This window comes from Acetobacteroides hydrogenigenes, assembly GCF_004340205.1.
GTDB classification, from domain to species: Bacteria; Bacteroidota; Bacteroidia; order Bacteroidales; family ZOR0009; genus Acetobacteroides; species Acetobacteroides hydrogenigenes.
Genome location: NZ_SLWB01000006.1, coordinates 18,731 through 36,385, shown reverse-complemented (window position 1 = coordinate 36,385; position 17,655 = coordinate 18,731). Strand labels below are relative to the sequence as shown.

11 protein-coding genes are annotated in these 17,655 nt (G+C 46.7%); 7 read left to right on the top strand and 4 right to left on the bottom strand.

From position 1 onward, the window contains the following. Positions 1-96 precede the first annotated feature (96 nt). Together CLV25_RS07585 and CLV25_RS07580 are read right to left on the bottom strand one after the other, a co-directional pair. A complete protein-coding gene (locus CLV25_RS07585; protein WP_131839038.1) occupies positions 97-2,295 on the bottom strand; it encodes an outer membrane beta-barrel family protein in 2,199 nt (732 codons plus the stop codon). After that, positions 2,255-2,749: a carboxypeptidase-like regulatory domain-containing protein gene (locus tag CLV25_RS07580; protein ID WP_131839037.1), complete on the bottom strand. Its 495-nt coding sequence runs from the start codon at positions 2,747-2,749 to the stop codon at positions 2,255-2,257. The genes CLV25_RS07585 and CLV25_RS07580 overlap by 41 nt, the downstream gene beginning before the upstream one ends. A 531-nt stretch (positions 2,750-3,280) precedes the next feature. Between CLV25_RS07580 and pckA the strand changes: the two genes are divergently transcribed. The 3 genes from pckA to CLV25_RS07565 all read left to right on the top strand — a co-directional run bounded on the left by pckA (position 3,281) and on the right by CLV25_RS07565 (position 5,741). After that, positions 3,281-4,879 carry a phosphoenolpyruvate carboxykinase (ATP) gene (gene pckA, locus CLV25_RS07575; RefSeq protein ID WP_207895604.1) on the top strand — a complete coding sequence of 533 codons (1,599 nt, stop codon included), beginning with the start codon at positions 3,281-3,283 and terminating at the stop codon, positions 4,877-4,879. Between the two features lie 77 nt (positions 4,880-4,956). Further along, entirely contained in the window at positions 4,957-5,163 is a 207-nt protein-coding gene (locus tag CLV25_RS07570; protein ID WP_131839035.1) for a YwbE family protein, read from the top strand. 14 nt (positions 5,164-5,177) lie between these two features. Continuing rightward, the gene (locus CLV25_RS07565; protein WP_131839034.1) at positions 5,178-5,741 is read left to right on the top strand and encodes a pentapeptide repeat-containing protein; all 564 of its coding nucleotides are present in this window, start codon (positions 5,178-5,180) and stop codon (positions 5,739-5,741) included. A 49-nt stretch (positions 5,742-5,790) separates the two neighbouring features. Here the strand turns inward: CLV25_RS07565 and CLV25_RS07560 are convergent, their stop codons facing one another. Beyond that, positions 5,791-7,560 carry a hypothetical protein gene (locus tag CLV25_RS07560; protein WP_131839033.1) on the bottom strand — a complete coding sequence of 590 codons (1,770 nt, stop codon included), beginning with the start codon at positions 7,558-7,560 and terminating at the stop codon, positions 5,791-5,793. Positions 7,561-8,279: 719 nt separating this feature from the next. Here CLV25_RS07560 and CLV25_RS07555 point away from each other — a divergent pair. The 3 genes from CLV25_RS07555 to CLV25_RS07545 all read left to right on the top strand — a co-directional run bounded on the left by CLV25_RS07555 (position 8,280) and on the right by CLV25_RS07545 (position 13,752). Then, the gene (locus CLV25_RS07555) at positions 8,280-10,544 is read left to right on the top strand and encodes an aconitate hydratase (RefSeq protein ID WP_131839032.1); all 2,265 of its coding nucleotides are present in this window, start codon (positions 8,280-8,282) and stop codon (positions 10,542-10,544) included. Positions 10,545-10,810: 266 nt separating this feature from the next. Next, positions 10,811-12,148, top strand: a complete 1,338-nt coding sequence (locus CLV25_RS07550) for a citrate/2-methylcitrate synthase (RefSeq protein WP_131839031.1) — start codon at positions 10,811-10,813, stop codon at positions 12,146-12,148. A gap of 407 nt (positions 12,149-12,555) precedes the next feature. After that, on the top strand, positions 12,556-13,752 hold the full coding sequence (locus CLV25_RS07545; protein WP_131839030.1) for an NADP-dependent isocitrate dehydrogenase: 1,197 nt from the start codon (positions 12,556-12,558) through the stop codon (positions 13,750-13,752). 349 nt (positions 13,753-14,101) lie between these two features. On the opposite strand, the gene CLV25_RS07540 is transcribed toward CLV25_RS07545, so the two are convergent. Then, entirely contained in the window at positions 14,102-14,581 is a 480-nt protein-coding gene (locus CLV25_RS07540; protein WP_131839029.1) for a hypothetical protein, read from the bottom strand. A 351-nt stretch (positions 14,582-14,932) separates the two neighbouring features. Here CLV25_RS07540 and CLV25_RS07535 point away from each other — a divergent pair, with 351 nt between their 5' ends. Next, the gene (locus CLV25_RS07535) at positions 14,933-17,641 is read left to right on the top strand and encodes a PAS domain-containing protein (RefSeq protein WP_131839028.1); all 2,709 of its coding nucleotides are present in this window, start codon (positions 14,933-14,935) and stop codon (positions 17,639-17,641) included. The last annotated feature ends 14 nt before the right edge of the window (positions 17,642-17,655 follow it).

The following is a 17,655-nucleotide window of genomic DNA, read 5'->3' as shown; positions in this document are numbered from 1 at the left end:
AGCGGAGCCATCAGAACGATTTTGGGCTTAAAAAAAGGTCTGCAGAGCTTTTCTCTGGCAGACCTTCTGTTGATTATTGGGTTTGGTTATTGCTGCTTATTGGCGTCCGCTACCTACGCGGTTGCTTTCATCTTCGAGTCCTGAACGGCGCTGGCGCGATGGCTTCATGTTTGTTTTTCCAAAACGATACGAGAAGTTGATGCCAATTCTTTGCGAGCTCCATTTGGTATGCGACCATACATGGATGTTGTCGTAGTTGGCAGAGGCTTTATTCCTCATCGTATTGAAAATATCATCAAACGATACTTTTACACGAGCCTTTCCATCCATAAAAGATTTTTGGATGCCAAGGTTAATTGAGTACATGTCCTCAATTTGGAACATCCCATAGGCTAGTGGCGACTGGTAAAAAGCCATTAGCTCGAGCGTATACTTCTTTGGAAGTATAAAGCTGTTGGACGACGAAATGTTTACCGAAAGCTTGCTGTTGGTTTGATCTAGGTTGCTATCCGCTTTCTTGTAGCTATTGTAGTAGGCCGTAATGTTGTTGTTGCTTCGCCACCATTGGGTAGGACTAACGTTAATGCTATTCGTAAGCGAGAAAGAGTTTAAACTTTCAAGATTTTTCATGGTTTGCTTACCAACTTTTGTTTCGTCGTTTTGCTCCACAATCTGTACCATTACATCCTGAGTGTTGGTATAGGTGAACTCGGTAAAGATCATGTTTTTCCACGAATGGTTTACTGAGATGTTGTTGGTGTATTGGGGATCGAGGAACGGATTCCCTTCCATGAAGGTATACTCATCCAAGTAGAAACGGAACGGATTAAGGTCTCGGTAACGAGGACGGTCGATACGCCTATTGTAGCTTAAACCAATAGTATTATTCTCGTTGATCTTTTGCTGAACGAAGAACGTAGGGAAGAAGTCAACATACGAGCGGTCAACCACCTTGTTCATCGTTATCGAGTTTCCGTTGCTGGATGTGTGCTCAACGCGCAAGCCTCCCTTAATGCTGGTGCTGTTTTTATCGTAGGAGAGGCTCAGGTAACCCGCTGCAATATCCTCTTTGTATACAAAATGGTTAGAGCGGCTTGGATCAAATGTTTCGCTACTATTCTGTATTATGTAGTAATTTAGATTGTTGTCGGTTTCTACAGCGCTAACCTTTGCACCTGCTTCAAGGCGGAATATTTTGTTGAATGGATGTACGTAGTCTGCTTTAGCCGACTTAATGGTGATATCGGAAGGCGATTCGCTCTTAAGCAGCTTAGGGTCTCTTATTGCAATTCCGGTTGCATCATAGTAGTAGGTTTCGTTTCTTGCATCCGAGTTGTTGTCAAAGCGAGCATAGTCTACATCTACATTAAGCTCTTTTCCTGTTGTATCCAAGATCGACTTGTAGTTGAAGTTGTAGCTCATATTCCTAAATGTACCATCGGTTGGATTATTGCTATAAATAGACGAATCGGCAGTAGGCTTATTGCTTAAGAAGTTGGTTGTGCCGCTTGTTGAGTTGTCCATGCTATTGGCATAGCCGCTAACCATTATGCCAATGGTATTCTTCTTGTTAATGTCGTAGTCAACGCCGGTTTTAAAGCTGTTTGCATTGTATCTCCATTCAATCCTGTTCTTTTGGTCTAATAACCACGATTGGTTGTTGTAGAAGATTTTTCTTTTTAATTCGATGTCGTTATCGCCAGGATATGTTCCTGGATTGTAGCTGGCATAAACGTTGGTTTTCCCGCTGCGAAGATTAAGGTTGATGCCACCAGAGCCACCTACTTGACCATTGTAGGTAATTCCGCCATTGATGCTGCCATTAAAACCTGGCTTAAAGTTTCGCTTCGTTCTAATGTTGATTATGCCCGTATTACCAGCAGCATCGTAGCGTGATGGAGGATTGTTGATGATCTCCACCTTCTCAATTTCAGAACCCTGAAGCCCCTTTAGGTAGTTGGCCAAATCGGTTCCTGAGAGTTGTGTAGGGCGGTCGTTAATCATAACGGTAACACCCTGCTTTCCGTTGATGTTTATGTTGTCGTCCTTGTCGATATTGATGTTTGGCGCTTTTTTCAAAACCTCGTAAGCCGATTCGGCTGAAGCTGTTGCGCTATTTTCGATATTTAGCACAGTCCTATCAGCCTTTTTTTCGATGTATGGTTTTTTCCCTGTAACGGTTACCTCCTTGATTACGGCAGATGTTTTAATGGCTATATCAGCAACGTTTGTACTTGGTGCGCTTCTAAACTTATCAGATAGATTGGGGGTGTATCCTACAATTTGTGCTTTCATAGGCCGATTCGGCTGAAGCAGTTGCGCTGCTTTCGATGTTTAGCACCGTCCTGTCTGCCTTTTTCTCGATGTAGGGCTTCTTGCCTGTAACCATAACCTCTTTGATCACTGCTGATGATTTAATAGGGATATCTGCAACTTTGGTGTTGGGGGTACTGGCAAACCTGCTCGAGAAGTTTGGGCTGTAGCCAACAATTTGCGCCTTCACCACGTAGCTGCCTTCGGCAACGTTGGTAAAAGTATAGTTTCCATTCGGGTCGGTAAGTGCTGAACTTTTGATAGTGGAGTCGGGTACTGCGATGAGCACCACAGAGGCAAACTCAATTGGTTTTTTCGTATCGGTGTCTACTACCCGGCCTTTTACAGAATACTTGCCGGCCATGGCCGATACGTCATGCGCTGATGCTCCAAAGAGAGCTAAGAGAAGGAAGGTTTGTGCGAAAAGATGTTTCATGGGTTGGTTGTTTTTTGGTCGAATGACGAAGGTTTTCTTTTTCTGTTACAGTTTCTGCCAGTTGGAAAAGAATGTAATAACAGCAAAAGAAGAGTGAGAAGAAGTAGTTTGTAGTTGGAACAGATATTCTTGACCGCATGAAACCAGTATGACATGTGCAGTGATGCCTACCTGTTGTTGATATCAGAAGAGGACCTCTTATTTTGAAGAGATGTGTTAAGGAACTAACATCTTTTTTTGCGAGAGAAGCAAATTTCGCAGTGTAAAGTTATAAATATTTATATAAAATTCACATTTTGGTATTGATCGGCAGTGGAAAAGTTTAATTTTAGGCGTGGTTATAGAAAGACAAACGTTTGCACTGCTGGTGGTCTTTTTTGCTTATTATTCACAGCTTTGTATGTTTTATTTTTGAAAAAGTTGATTTTAATTGCTGCCACTGGCATTTCGTTTGCGTATCTAGGGGAAGAGAGCACAGGATTATTTTAAGAGTAAGATTGAAAAAACTGAAATTACATAGTAAAATTCCCTATGAATATGAGCATAGATTTAAGCAAGTATGGGATTAAGGGCAACTTTGAAATTGTTCATAACCCAAGTTACGAAGAGCTGTATCAAGCCGAAATCGATTCGAAAAACGAAGGCTTCGAAAAGGGTACGGTTACAACAACCGGAGCCGTTGCTGTAGATACCGGTATCTTTACAGGTCGTTCTCCTAAAGATAAATTCTTTGTTAAGGACGAAATTACAGAGAAGAACATGTGGTGGGATGGGACCATCAATCGTCCTGTAAGCACTGAGATTTGGGATCACTGCAAAAACCTGGTAACCGAACAGCTTGGATCTTCTAAGAAGCTATACGTAGTTGACGTATTCTGTGGTACAAATGCCGATACTCGTATGAAGGTGCGCTTTATCATGGAAGTTGCATGGCAAGCACACTTTGTAACCAACATGTTCATACGTCCTTCGCACTACGAATTGGCTAATTTCGGAGAACCCGATTTCGTATTCCTAAATGGTTCTAAAGCAACCAACCCACAATGGAAGGAGCAAGGGTTACACTCAGACGTATTCATACTCTTCAACCTTGGCCAAAAGATGTCGGTTTGTGGTGGTACCTGGTATGGTGGCGAAATGAAGAAGGGCATCTTCTCGTTGATGAACTTCTACCTGCCATTAAAGGGTATTGCGTCGATGCACTGCTCGGCCAACGTTGGCGAAGGTGGCGATGTTGCTATTTTCTTCGGTCTATCGGGAACTGGTAAGACTACCCTTTCTGCCGATCCAAAGCGCTACCTAATAGGAGACGACGAGCACGGCTGGGACAACCACGGTATTTTTAACTACGAAGGAGGTTGCTACGCTAAGGTTATCAACCTAAGCAAAGAAAACGAGCCTGATATCTGGAGAGCAATTCGTCGTGATGCGCTTCTTGAGAATGTTGTTGTTAAGGAAGATGGTACTCCAGATTTCGCTGATGACTCTAGAACAGAGAATACCCGCGTATCTTACCCAATCTACCACATCAACAAAATAGTTCTTCCATCGCGTGCCGGTCATGCAAAGAAGGTTATCTACCTTTCTGCTGATGCATTCGGAGTATTACCTCCAGTTTCTATACTTGACGAGAAACAAGCTCAATACCACTTCCTATGCGGCTTTACCTCAAAGCTTGCTGGTACCGAGCGTGGTATTACCGAGCCAGTACCTTCGTTCTCTCCAGCATTCGGAGAGGCGTTCCTTACCCTTCACCCAACCGTTTACGCTAAGGTACTTGCCGACAAGATGCGCGAGCACGGAGCTAAGGCATACTTGGTAAACACTGGATGGAATGGTACCGGAAAGCGAATCTCTTTAAAGGATACTCGTGCTATCATCGATGCTATTATTGATGGTTCTATCGAAAAGGCTGAAACCGTTCATATTCCAATTATGAACCTTACTGCGCCTAAGTCGCTTAATGGTGTATCTGATATTCTTGATCCTCGCAGTACCTATGCAGATGTTAAGGAGTGGGAAGCAAAAGCTGTTAAGCTTGCCGGTATGTACATCAAAAACTTCCAGCAGTACTGTGACAACGATGCGGCTATTGCGCTTATACCATCGGGACCACAGCTTCCAAAGTAAGATAAGCTCTTTCTTAAATATTGAGGGTCGGCATATTGTCGACCCTTTTTGCTTTCTTTGCCAACAAAATGATAATCATGGATGGAAGAAAGAGAAGCGATGTTAGAGTAGGGCAGCTGGTGAATATTGTGCTAAAGGAGCATCAACGTACGGGAGAGCTAACGGAAGGTGTTGTTAAGGACATACTAACCAATTCGGGTACGCATCCTCATGGCATAAAGATTCGATTGGAAACGGGCGAGGTAGGCCGAATTAAGGAAATACTGGAAAATGTTGAGGATTAAAACGAGTTGATGTGATGGTGTATGACGATGAGATCTTTTCTAACGTAAGCTTTGCAGAAATTGGCTTAGATGGTGTTGAGTACGATAGTTGTCGTTTTGAAAATTGTGATTTTTCGGGAGTGTCGTTTAGTGGCATTGAACTTATTGATTGCCATTTCGTGAACTGCGATTTTAGTCTTGTAAAGTTGGATGGTACAGGCCTGAAAAATGCTACGTTCACAGGCTGTAAGCTTATTGGCGTTGACTTTTCTGTTGCTAGCAACTTCCTATTTGCTGTAAGCTTTGCAGATTGCATGCTTGACTATTCCATCTTCTTAAAAAAGAATATGAAGGGGACTACTTTTCGAAACTCTTCTGTAAAATCAGCTATGTTCGAGGAGTGCAACCTGTCTAATGCAATATTGGATAGCTGCAACTTTGCGAATACTTTGTTTGTGCAAAACAACCTTCAGCAGGCAGACTTTCGAACATCTACGGAATATTCTTTCGATCTTGAATTGAATAGGGTAAAAGGAGCAAAGTTTGCTTATCCTAGCGCATTAGGACTTTTCTCTAAGTATGGGATTGAGATAGAATAAAAAAAGGGACACAGAATGCGTCCCTTTTTCTTAATCATATTGTTGTTTGTTAGATACTACCAACTTCTTTTTCAATATTAAGCAGTCGCTCTAACGATTGCTTACCTTCTTTGGTAGCCTCGGTGAAGAACGATTTGTAGTATGCTATTCCTTTTTGAAGGTTTTCCTTAAAGGTAGTAAAGAACTTTGCCTCTTTAGTGTTTGCCTCAGCAGGACTTTCTGCTATTCGATCCTTTAGATACTTTACGTATAGCATTAACTCCTTTATAAACATATGAGGGCGGTCTGTTCTTTCTATTACATTGTTAGTGCCATATATGTGGCCAACCATCTCTTTAAGTGTTGCCTCTTTGGTGAAATAGGCTGTATTTGGTCCTGGACAGACTGTAATCCCGTTGTAGTCCTTTCCTCCCTCAATGCCATGTTCGATAAAGGCAGAGGTAACCAAACCTATACATAGGCACGATTTCTCGGTGATCTTTTTGTACTCTTTGTCGAACTCTGCTTGGGGGAGATTCTTACCCTTTAGTTCTTCAACTTTCTTTTTAATGAAGGAAATTGATGCGGTGCATTCTCCTCGTTCGCTAAACTCCTTGTTGAGCGCAAGGTAGCGCTTTGGACAGTAGCTGCCGGGTTTTCCTTTAGCAATAAGCATGTCTCTTTCTTGCTCCTTGGAACTTCCTCGCAGATTGTTGAACATCACTCCAAGTGGCGAGATGTTGCTGAGGTAAAGATCGTCCTCTCGGGCATCTACGAGCCTTTTGCGGGTCTCATCGTCAACGCAGGTGGCTTCTTTTACAAGTAGGAATGGCGATCCCCAGCCTACTGAGTCTACCTTGTACTTGTCGATGAGCATTTGATGCTCTTCGTGGGTTCCAACTCCGCCCTGAACGCTGATTTTAAGTTCGGGAGGTGTTGGAGGTATAAATTTACCTTTGTCAGCTAGGGCTTTTGCGTATATCTCGAAGTTCGAGGAGATAAGTACCTCGCGGTTATCTGCAAATTCTTGAAGAATCGGTCCTAGCAGAAGTCCATCACTTGCAAAGGCATGTCCTCCACAGTTTAGTCCCGACTCAATACGGTATTCAGATACCCAAATTCCTTTCTTAGCAAGAAACTTACCCTGAATAAGCGCCGAACGGAAATCGGACACCTTCAAGGTAACCTTCTTCTTCAGTTCGAAGTTGGCATTGGGGTAAAAGTCTTCGAAAGATTCGATGTAGCCGTAAAGTTTAGGATTCATCCCTGCCGATAAAACAATGGAGGATGTTAGGCTGCTCTGCGCAAATCCGCGAAGAGCAGCATGAGCATCATTATATTCTTCGCTGAGCTTTTCTCCGTTGTGGTAGTTCTCCTTGTCTACCTTGGTCATGATGTTTACATCGATAAGCCCGCTGGTTAGGTTTTCCTTAAGCTTATTCCAAAACTCTTTGGTGGAGTTTGTTTTATTTTCTATGACTCTGTTAAGCTCTAGTTTAATGGTAGAGGTGTTGGGAAGTAGCTCGGAAAAGCGACGTAAATCAACCTTCGACTTTTTGCTGAGCAACTCGTCTACCTTAGCCTTAACGATGGTGTCGATCATGTTTAGGTAGGAGGTGATTCGTTTTGCTCGTGCATCAATATCGCTCGAGGAGATTGGCGAAAAGGGGAGCTCAAACTTTTTGCTGTATAGCTCGCGCATCTTCTCCATGAGTAGGTCATCTACCAGCGAAATAACCGATGAAATGCCATATTCCGCAACTCTCAGGGGAGAGTCTATGGTATAAGCAACTCCCATAACAGGAATGTGAAAAGAGTGTAGTGCTGGTTTATTGTACATAGCTGCACATGTATTTGAAGTTTGCACAAAGAAACTGTTGTTTTAATAGAATTAGCTATATGTGAAGTGCGTTGCTGTTAATTTTCCATCATTATATTGTAATATAACACTTCGGAGCAAGTGTTAAATGTTGGTCGGAAGAATTTTTTCTTCTTATACGGATTGTTCTTCGAGATTGTTTTAGTAGAAAAAGAAATCTATTGAAAGGCGTATTTTTATAATTTAACTCAAAAATAATCTAGCTATAATTCGCAATAAAAGGAGGTTGTTTGAACGGGTTTATAATCGCTATATAACCATGATTCAATTTAGATTGTAATTAAATGAAAGGTGTTTTGTAAGGAATGCCTTAATGAATAGTGTAATTATCCGTATAATGATTTTTATCTGTCTCGGATTTATGGTTCAATCCTGTTATATTGCAATCGAACATTTCAAATAAGCATGGGCTATTACCTTTACATAAATTGGGATAACCAGTACCGGCGGCATAATAATAACTTCTAGAATTTCTAGAGTTATCCTTCTATAATATAGCTGTCGGGGACGTTTCTGAAATTTCCATTATATTCTTACTGCTGACTTTTTAATTGCCTGTAAGCAGCGCGAGTAGGCGCTTTTTGCCTGCTTGTCACTTGGGCTATTGACTCCTTAAACATTACGGTTTGAGGGTTGTTAGGTTATGTAATTAGTTACGAACACACATAAATCACAAAGCAATGCTATTCGATCTCAACCTCATTAAATTGGTGTATGCAAATCTACCAGAGAAGGTGGATGCTGCTAGAGCATTACTTGGTCGTCCTCTTACGCTGACCGAGAAAATTCTGTATGCGCATATTGATGGTGAACTCCCTAGGATGCCCTTCGAACGGGGAAATTCGTATGTGGATTTTAATCCCGATAGGGTTGCTATGCAGGATGCTACAGCTCAAATGGCTTTGCTGCAGTTTATGAGTGCAGGAAAATCGAAGGTGGCTGTCCCTTCTACTGTGCATTGCGATCACCTTATTCTGGCGAAGGATGGTGCTACTGCCGATCTTAAAGAAGCCGAGATTACCAACAAGGAGGTTTACGACTTTCTTGCTTCTGTTTCCAACAAGTATGGTATCGGATTCTGGAAGCCGGGTGCGGGCATTATCCACCAGATAGTGCTCGAGAACTACGCTTTCCCTGGTGGAATGATGGTGGGAACCGATTCGCATACCGTTAATGCAGGAGGCTTGGGTATGGTGGCAATTGGTGTTGGTGGAGCCGATGCCGTAGACGTGATGGTGGGCATGCCTTGGGAGTTGAAATTCCCCAAACTCATAGGTGTTAAGCTAACCGGGAAGATGAGCGGCTGGACATCGGCAAAGGATGTTATCCTTAAAATTGCTGGAATTTTAACTGTTTCTGGGGGTACCGATGCCATTGTTGAATACTTTGGAGAGGGTGCCGACTCTATTTCGGCTACAGGTAAGGGAACTATTTGCAATATGGGGGCCGAGATTGGAGCAACAACTTCCATCTTTGGCTACGACGACAATATGGCTCGTTACTTAGTGGCTACCGGACGCTCGCAGGTGGCATCGCTAGCTAATGGCATTAAGGATTACCTCCGAACCGATCCAGAGGTGGTTGCTAATCCCGAAAAGTACTTCGATAAGATTATTGAGATTAACCTATCGGAGTTGGAGCCATACATCAACGGTCCGTTTACGCCCGATAAGGCTTGGTCGATCTCCGAGTTTGCCAAGGCGGTTGAGGAAAATGATTATCCTGAAAAGTTGGATGTTGGGCTGATTGGCTCGTGCACCAACTCGTCGTACGAGGATATTACCCGCGCTGCATCGGTGGCGAAGCAGGCAGAGGCTAAGTATATTAGGGTGAAAAGCGAATTCACCATTACCCCTGGTTCGGAGATGATTCGCTATACCATGCAGCGCGATGGACTGATCGACGTGTTTAGCAATATTGGCGGTGTTGTGTTGGCAAACGCTTGCGGACCTTGCATTGGGCAGTGGGCGCGCCACGGTGCCGAGAAGGGCGAGCGTAACTCCATCATCACCTCGTTTAACCGCAACTTTGCCAAGCGCAACGATGGCAACCCCAATACGTTTGCTTTTGTGGCATCGCCCGAGATTGTAACTGCGCTTACCATTGCCGGTAGCCTAAAGTTCAATCCGCTAACCGATACGCTGAAGAATGCGAATGGCGAAGAGGTAAAACTCGATGAGCCTGCAGGCTTTGAACTACCCATCAACGGGTTTGATGTTGCCGATAACGGCTACCAAGCTCCTGCCGAGGATGGCTCGAATGTGGCGGTTAGCATTGATCCTGCATCAAAGCGCCTGCAGGAGCTAAAGCCATTCCCTGCATGGAATGGTAAAAACCTGAAGGGACTAAAGCTGCTCATCAAGGTGAAGGGAAAGTGTACCACCGACCACATATCGATGGCTGGCCCTTGGCTGAAGTACCGTGGGCATCTCGAGAATATCTCCCAGAACATGCTCATTGGCGCTACGAACTTCTTCAATGGCCATACCAATAGCGTAAAAAATCAGTTTAGCCATAAGTATATGCCGGTACCGGATGCTGCTAAGACATACCGCGATGCCGGCTTCCTGTCGATAGTGGTTGGCGATGAGAACTACGGCGAAGGCTCATCGCGCGAGCATGCCGCCATGGAGCCCCGCTTTATGGGCGTTGCCGTGATTCTGGCCAAGTCGTTTGCCCGCATCCATCAAACGAATCTAAAAAAGCAAGGCGTGCTTGCCCTTACGTTTGCCTATAAGAGCGATTACGATAGGATTCACGAGGATGATGTCATAGATATCCTAGGGCTGGAGTCGTTCGAGGTGGGGAAGAACCTTACCGTTCTTCTCCATCATGCCGATGGAAGCACCGAATCGTTTGAGGCGGTGCAAACCTACAACGACAACCAGTTCGAGTGGTTTAAGGCCGGTTCGGCGCTCAACCTCATCAGGCAAAATCAGAAGTAAATATCAGTTCGATGTAAGGATTGAAACAACTTCATATGGTTAGCCCAAGGTAAGATCAGCGCTAGTCCCCTCCTTTTCAAGGAGGGGAGCGGCGTAGCCGGGGGAGGTTGTAGAAGAGAATACTGTCCGAAAACCACCCCGCCCTTCGGGCACCCCTCCTTAAAAAGGCGGGGAGTACACCAAGGCAACCTTTGCTTGTAACACCAACTCCTTACTTCGAACCGACGTGAAGTAGTGTAAATGTATAACAGTCTAAACCAATATTTATGAGCGAGTTTTCTAACTGGACGCATTTGGCCGAGAAGGCTGCCGAAATCGACAACGACCTTTTCGCAAAGTACGATGTTAAGCGTGGTCTGCGCAACGCCGACCATACCGGCGTGCTTGTGGGGTTGTCGAATATCGGTTCGGTGTCGGGCGTTAAGAAGGTTGATGGCGTAAACGTTCCTGCCGAAGGAAAGCTTACCTATCGCGGGATCGACATTAAGGATTTGGCCGAGGGCTACCTTACTGAGAAGCGCGTGGGCTACGAGGAGACGGTTTACCTGCTGCTTTTTGGCAAGCTGCCTACCCGCGATGAGCTGGAGCGATTCAGCGAGTACATGAAGGAGCAGCGCAAGCTCCCCGAGTACTTTACCAAGGATATCATCCTCTCGTTTCGCGGTAAGGACATCATGAACATGCTGGCCCGATCGGTGCTGGCGCTCTACACCACCGACGATAACGCCGATGACACCAGCACCGAAAACGTGCTGCGCCAGTCCATCAGCCTTATTGCCAAGTTTCCCGAGATTATTGCCCACGCCTTCCACGGCATGCGCTACCACTACATGAACAAGTCGCTGGTTATCCGTCATCCGCATCCGAAGCTGAGCCATGCCGAGAACTTCCTATACCTGCTTAAGGGCGCCAACCGCTATACCCCGCTGGAGGTGGAAATCCTAGATCTGGCGCTGGTGCTGCATGCCGAGCACGAGGGGGGTAACAACTCATCGTTCACGGTTCACGTGGTATCGTCGTCGCAAACGGATACCTACTCGGCTATTGCCGCTGCCATTGGCTCGCTGAAGGGGCCGCTGCACGGTGGGGCCAACAGCGAGGTGATGGCCATGATGGACAACATCAAGCGTAACGTGAAGGATTGGAGCAACGAGAAGGAGATCGAAGAGTATCTGGCAAAGATTCTCCGCAAGGAGGCCTACGACCGCTCGGGCAAGATATACGGGATGGGGCATGCCGTTTACACCCTTTCCGATCCGCGTGCCGTGGTGCTTAAGAAGAAGGCTCGCGAGGTAGCCATCGAAAAGGACAGGCTCCACGAGTTTAACCTCTACGATGCCATCGAGCGCTTGGCTCCAAAGGTATTCCACGAGATAAAAGGGGAGAAGGTGATTGCCCCCAACGTCGACTTTTATTCGGGATTCGTGTACTGCATGCTCGACATCCCCGTGGCGGTGTACACCCCAATGTTTGCCATGGCCCGCATTGCCGGCTGGTGCGCCCATCGCCTAGAGGAGCTCATCAGCGCCAAGCGTATCATCCGCCCTGCATATAAAACGCTGGCCGAGGAGGTTTCCTATATCCCGCTAAGCGAGCGGGGGTAAATGATGAGGGTAGGGGCGCAAAACTTGCGCCCTAGGTGATGGCAAATCTAAATCAGCGCTCTTTATCCCCTCCTTGGGAGGGGCAGGGGTGGGTTTAGAGTAGTAAGCAGCACTAGCGATTGGCTTAAATACAATCTTACAAAGTGAAGTGTTAGGTGGCTAGTCTTTCGAAAAGAAGGTAAAACCCACCCCTAACCCCTCCCAAGGAGGGGATAACGTGCTTAGATGCTGCATTACCTCTAATCTGGTTTGTTAGTAGGATGAAGCAATTCTAAAATTTCTCAGCGCTTCCATCAGCCTTGCTGCTAATACTCTTTGCCAGTAGCGCAAATCAACCCTAAAATATCTCGGTGATCCTCTTTGCCGAAAGTCTAACATCTAATGTCTAATATCTAACGTCTACAACAATGTCCAAAATAGCAATGAAAACGCCGCTGGTGGAGCTCGACGGCGACGAAATGACCCGAGTTCTATGGCCCATCATTAAGGAGAAATTGATCCTGCCGTATGTCGACCTGAAGGTGGAGTACTACGATTTGGGCATCATGAACCGCGATAAGACCGACGACAAGGTGACCACGGATGCCGCCAGCGCCATCATCAAGTATGGGGTGGGGGTGAAGAACGCCACCATCACGCCCAACGCCGACCGCGTGGTGGAGTACGGCCTCAAGCAGCAGTGGAAGTCGCCCAACGGCACCATCCGCGCCATGCTCGACGGCACGGTGTTCCGCAAGCCCATTCTGGTGAAGAACGTGCAGCCTTCGGTGCGCTCGTGGGTGAAGCCCATTGTGGTGGGCCGCCACGCTTACGGCGACGTGTACAGGAACACCGAGATGTACATCGACGGGCCGGGCAAGGCCGAGCTGGTGTACACCGACAGGGCCGGGTTGGAGCGCCGCACGCTTATCCACGAGTTCGACTCGCCCGGGGTAATCCAGGGGATGCACAACACCGACGACTCTATAGGCAGCTTTGCCCGCTCGTGCTTCGAGTACGCGATCGACCAGAAGATCGACTGCTGGTTTGCCACCAAGGATACCATCTCGAAGATCTACGACCAGCGCTTCAAGAATATCTTCGAGGAGATATTCGAGAGCGAGTACAAGCAGCGCTTTGCCGATGCCGGCATCACCTACTTTTACACGCTGATTGACGATGTGGTGGCCCGCATCATGAAGCACGAGGGAGGCATCCTGTGGGCCTGCAAGAACTACGACGGCGATGTGATGAGCGACATGGTGGCCTCGTCGTTCGGCTCGCTGGCCATGATGACCTCCGTGCTGGTGTCGCCCAAGGGATACTTCGAGTATGAGGCTGCCCACGGCACCGTGCAGCGCCACTACTACAAGCACCTGAAGGGCGAGAAGACCTCCACCAACGCCGTGGCGCTCATCTATGCGTGGACCGGGGCGCTGGCCAAGCGCGGCGAGCTCGATAACATTCCCGAACTGGTGGCCTTTGCCCGAAAGCTGGAGAGGGTAGTGGTAGAAACCATCGAGGAGGGGGTAATGACGGGCGACTTGGCCGCCATCTGCAGCCCCCGCGCCGAGAAGGTGGTGCACTCCGAGGAGTTCCTCGACGAGGTTGCCTCGCGCCTGTAGTAGTGAGTAGTGAGTAGGGAGTAGGGAGTAGGGAGTAGAATCCGTTCGCCGAGCGAAGCAGAGGCGTAGGGGGTAGATGCCTTCTCCCGTAGCTGTAGATAGGTTAGGCTGTCGTCGTTGATAGGTTTGCCTATCGTCATTGATAGGTTAGGCTATCGTCGTTGATAGGTTGGGCTATCGTCGTTGATAGGTTGGGCTATCGTCGTTGATAGGTTGGGCTATCGTCGTTGATAGGTTAGGCTATCGTCGTTGATAGGTTAGGCTATCGTCGTTGATAGGTCAACCTATCGGCTGACGCACAAAAAAGGTGCCCGATTGCGAGCACCTTTTTTGTCGGTATTGGGGTTGGCTACTTTTCGGTATTGCTTTCGGTTTTTGCCTTTGCACGCTTAAAGTGCTCCTTAAGCAGCTTGTGCGCTTCGGCAGCGCCCTGTACGTTATTACGGCTAAGGTAGTCGAGGTGCGCGTACTGGTCGATGGCATCCATGTAGTTATCGTACTCGTGCATCATCTTGGCACTTTCTAGCTTGTAGACTATCGATTCCATCCTGCCAATCCAACTCTTACACGTGCTTACAGCAGCGTTGTCGCTGTTAAATTCGGTCCAATCGATAAGCGGAGAGTTCAGCTGTGGCTGAGTTTGCGAAAGGGTCTTTACGTCATCTACCAGAAGCTTGTTGGAATCTCCTCCCCCTTTACCGTAAAATGAGCGTTCTTCCGATGTGAGCACCGGGGTGTTAGGGTTAATCAAATTTTCTAATGCGGTGATGGCGGCTTCGATTTCTGCCTTATGATCCTTCACCAGCTTGTCAGTAATTGTACTTTTCATAGTTTAAATACTTTTATTGTTAGCAATTCCTCCGTTAGGAGGCTGTTTGTTGTTAAGATTGCCACCAGCCATTTGAATTGGCTTGGCTCATGAAGATGACCCTATGATGGTGGCTGTCTTAAAGATTTATAAATATAGTAAAAGAATTGCATGAGTGTTCTTGTGGTTGAAAATTTTGCAATGCAGTTTGGTGTGCGCCCCAGCCATTTGTTCTATTAATGCATGCTGCAAAGGAATAGGCGCTGTCTATATTTGTGCAAGGCGTGCGTGGCTGAGTCGGGGAAAGTTGTAATTTCGTGGGATTTTTAATTACTATTAATGGCTTAGTTTGAATCACGCAAATAAGGGAATATGAGAGTTAAGTTTGATTACGTCAATTTTTCTTTGAAGAAGAAGATTTCACTGTCGATCATAGCCGCCTCCCTGCTGTTTTTCCTAGTTATCGGAAGCCTTCTCCTCGTTCAGATGAGAAAGGTGATGTATAGTAGCGAAAAGGAGCGGCTCGAGGCCCAGTCGGCAGCGTTCGAGAGCGCCTTGCAACGGAGCATAGCCTCGTCGGCACAGGTGGCTAAGGTAGCCTCGGTTAGCTTGGGTAACCTATTGGCAAGCAACGCCAGCGATACGGCTATCGTGAAATGGCTGAAAGGGGTTAACGATACCCAAAACCTGTACGCCACCGTTACCGAAACGGGCACAGGCGCCACTAAGGTTTACCACCTTACGGCAAACGGCGAGGCAGCAGTTGGCACAGGAACCTTCTCCGACAATCGCTTTACGGCAGCCGATATTGCGTCGGATAAGGAGGTTGCTCTAGTTACCTCAGCCGATAAGCATGCCTACCTAAGGGTAGCTGTAAAGGGCACGTCCATTAACGGGCGAACCCTAGTAGTTGGCCAAATGCTGCCGCTGCAGGAGCTCGTTCTTTCGGCTAACAAGAATATGAAGGAGGATACGCTAAGCATTCTACTGCTAAACAGTGGTGGCGATATCGTATCGTCGAACGTAGAAAAGTACCTAGGGAAGAGCCTAGCCTCGCTTGCCGATGGCGATAAGCTTTCGGAGTTTGCCGCTGGTCAGGCCGATAACAGCATCAAAAGGGTTCGCTTCGACGACAGCAGGTATATTGCCTGCTACTATCCGCTATCGAAGGTAAATGCCGATGGTGGAGTCGTATTCCTGTCGCCTCGTAGCGGAAGCCAGCTAGGCCTCTTAGCTATGATCCTTTTTGTGGTGATGGGCGTTTGGGCTGTACTCGCCACTGTTTTGCTGAAGGTCTTTAGCATCCGAATCCTTGCTCCGCTAAATAGGCTAACCGTATCCTTAAAGGAGGTAGCGCAAGGGAAGGTGTCCGACGAGTTGAAGGTACGCTATTCGCTAAACGACGAAATCGGGGCTATGTCCAATTCGGTAAACGACTTGGTAGATAACCTTACCGAAACAGCCCGCTTTGCCAAGGAGATCGGCGAGGGCAACCTCGCATGCAGCTATGCACCTCGTGGTAACGAAGATAAGTTGGGGATTGCTCTTGTTGGTATGCAAGGAAGCCTTGCCAAAGCCAAAGAGCTCGAAGAAGCCCAAAAGGAGGCCAACAAAAAGAGCCAGTGGGCTAACGAGGGGATGGCCAAATTTGCCGAGATACTTCGCAACAACCACGACAACCTTAAGGAGATGTCGTTCGATGTTCTTAAGAATCTGGTTAAGTACGTAAATGCCATACAAGGTGGCGTATTCGTTCTTAACGATGATGTTGAGGACGATCATTTCCTCGAAATGACCGCTTGCTTTGCCTACGATCGTCGTAAAATGCACCAAAAGCGGGTAGATATGGGAGAGGGGCTAGTTGGCCGATGCTTCTTCGAAAAGCAGTCTATCCTGCTTAAGGAGATGCCCGATAACTACCTCGAAATCACATCAGGATTGGGACAAAAGAATCCGAACAACCTGATTCTTGTTCCGCTAAAAATCAACGATACCGTAAATGGTGTACTCGAGATAGCTTCTTTCAACGAGTTTGAAGAGTATCAAATCCAGTTCATTGAGAAAATTGCCGAAAGCATATCGTCTACCATAACCAGCGTGCGTATCAACGAGCGTACAACTGCCCTTTTGGAGCGTTCGCAGGTACAGGCAGAGCAGATGGCCGCACAGGAAGAGGAGATGCGCCAAAACCTAGAAGAGCTACAGGCTACCCAAGAAGAACTCGAAAAGCGTGCTCGCGAAAACGATCAGATGAACAAGGAGCTGGAGAAGGAAAAATACCTATTGGATGCGCTTCTATCTACAATTCCAGACTTTATCTACTTTAAGGACGAACAGTGCCGCTTCATTCGTGTCAGCGAATCGATGGCTCCGCTATTCAAGGTTAACTCGGCTGCCGATCTTGTTGGTAAGTCCGACTTCGACTTCCACTCGGCCGAGCACGCCAATCGCTCGTATCAAGAGGAGATGGAAATTGTTAGAACTGGCAAAAAGATTATCGACAATGTGGTTTGCGAGCGATGGGATGATGGTCGCGAACAGTGGGTATCTACCACCAAAATGCCGCTCATTGGTGCTGATGGTCGCATCGTAGGATCGTTTGGTATCTCTAAGGTTATTACTGACTTCAAGCGAATGGAGATTGAAATGACCATGCAAAACGAGGCAATGAAGGAAACACTAGCCCAAATGGAAAAGGCTTCGGAAGATGCGGAAAACGTGAAGACGATGTACAATAAGATTATCGACAACCTACCATTAAAGGTTTTCGTAAAGGATCACTCAGGTAAGCTTGTTGTCATCAACTCTGCTGTAGCCAAGGCACATGGTTTAAAAGCAGAAGAGTTAATAGGCAAGAGCGATTTCGACTTCTACGATCATGATGCTGCAATGAAGGTGTACCAGGCCGAGCTTGAGGTGATGGAAGGCGAGGCTAAAACATACGTTCACGAAGAGCACTTCGAGGGTGGAGAAACCAAAACGCTAAAGACAACAAAGATGCCGTTCTACATTGATACCCTTAAGGAAAAGGGTCTTTTAGGCGTACAGGTTGATGTTTCGGAGTTTTCCAACATTCATTAAGCAATTAAAAAGTA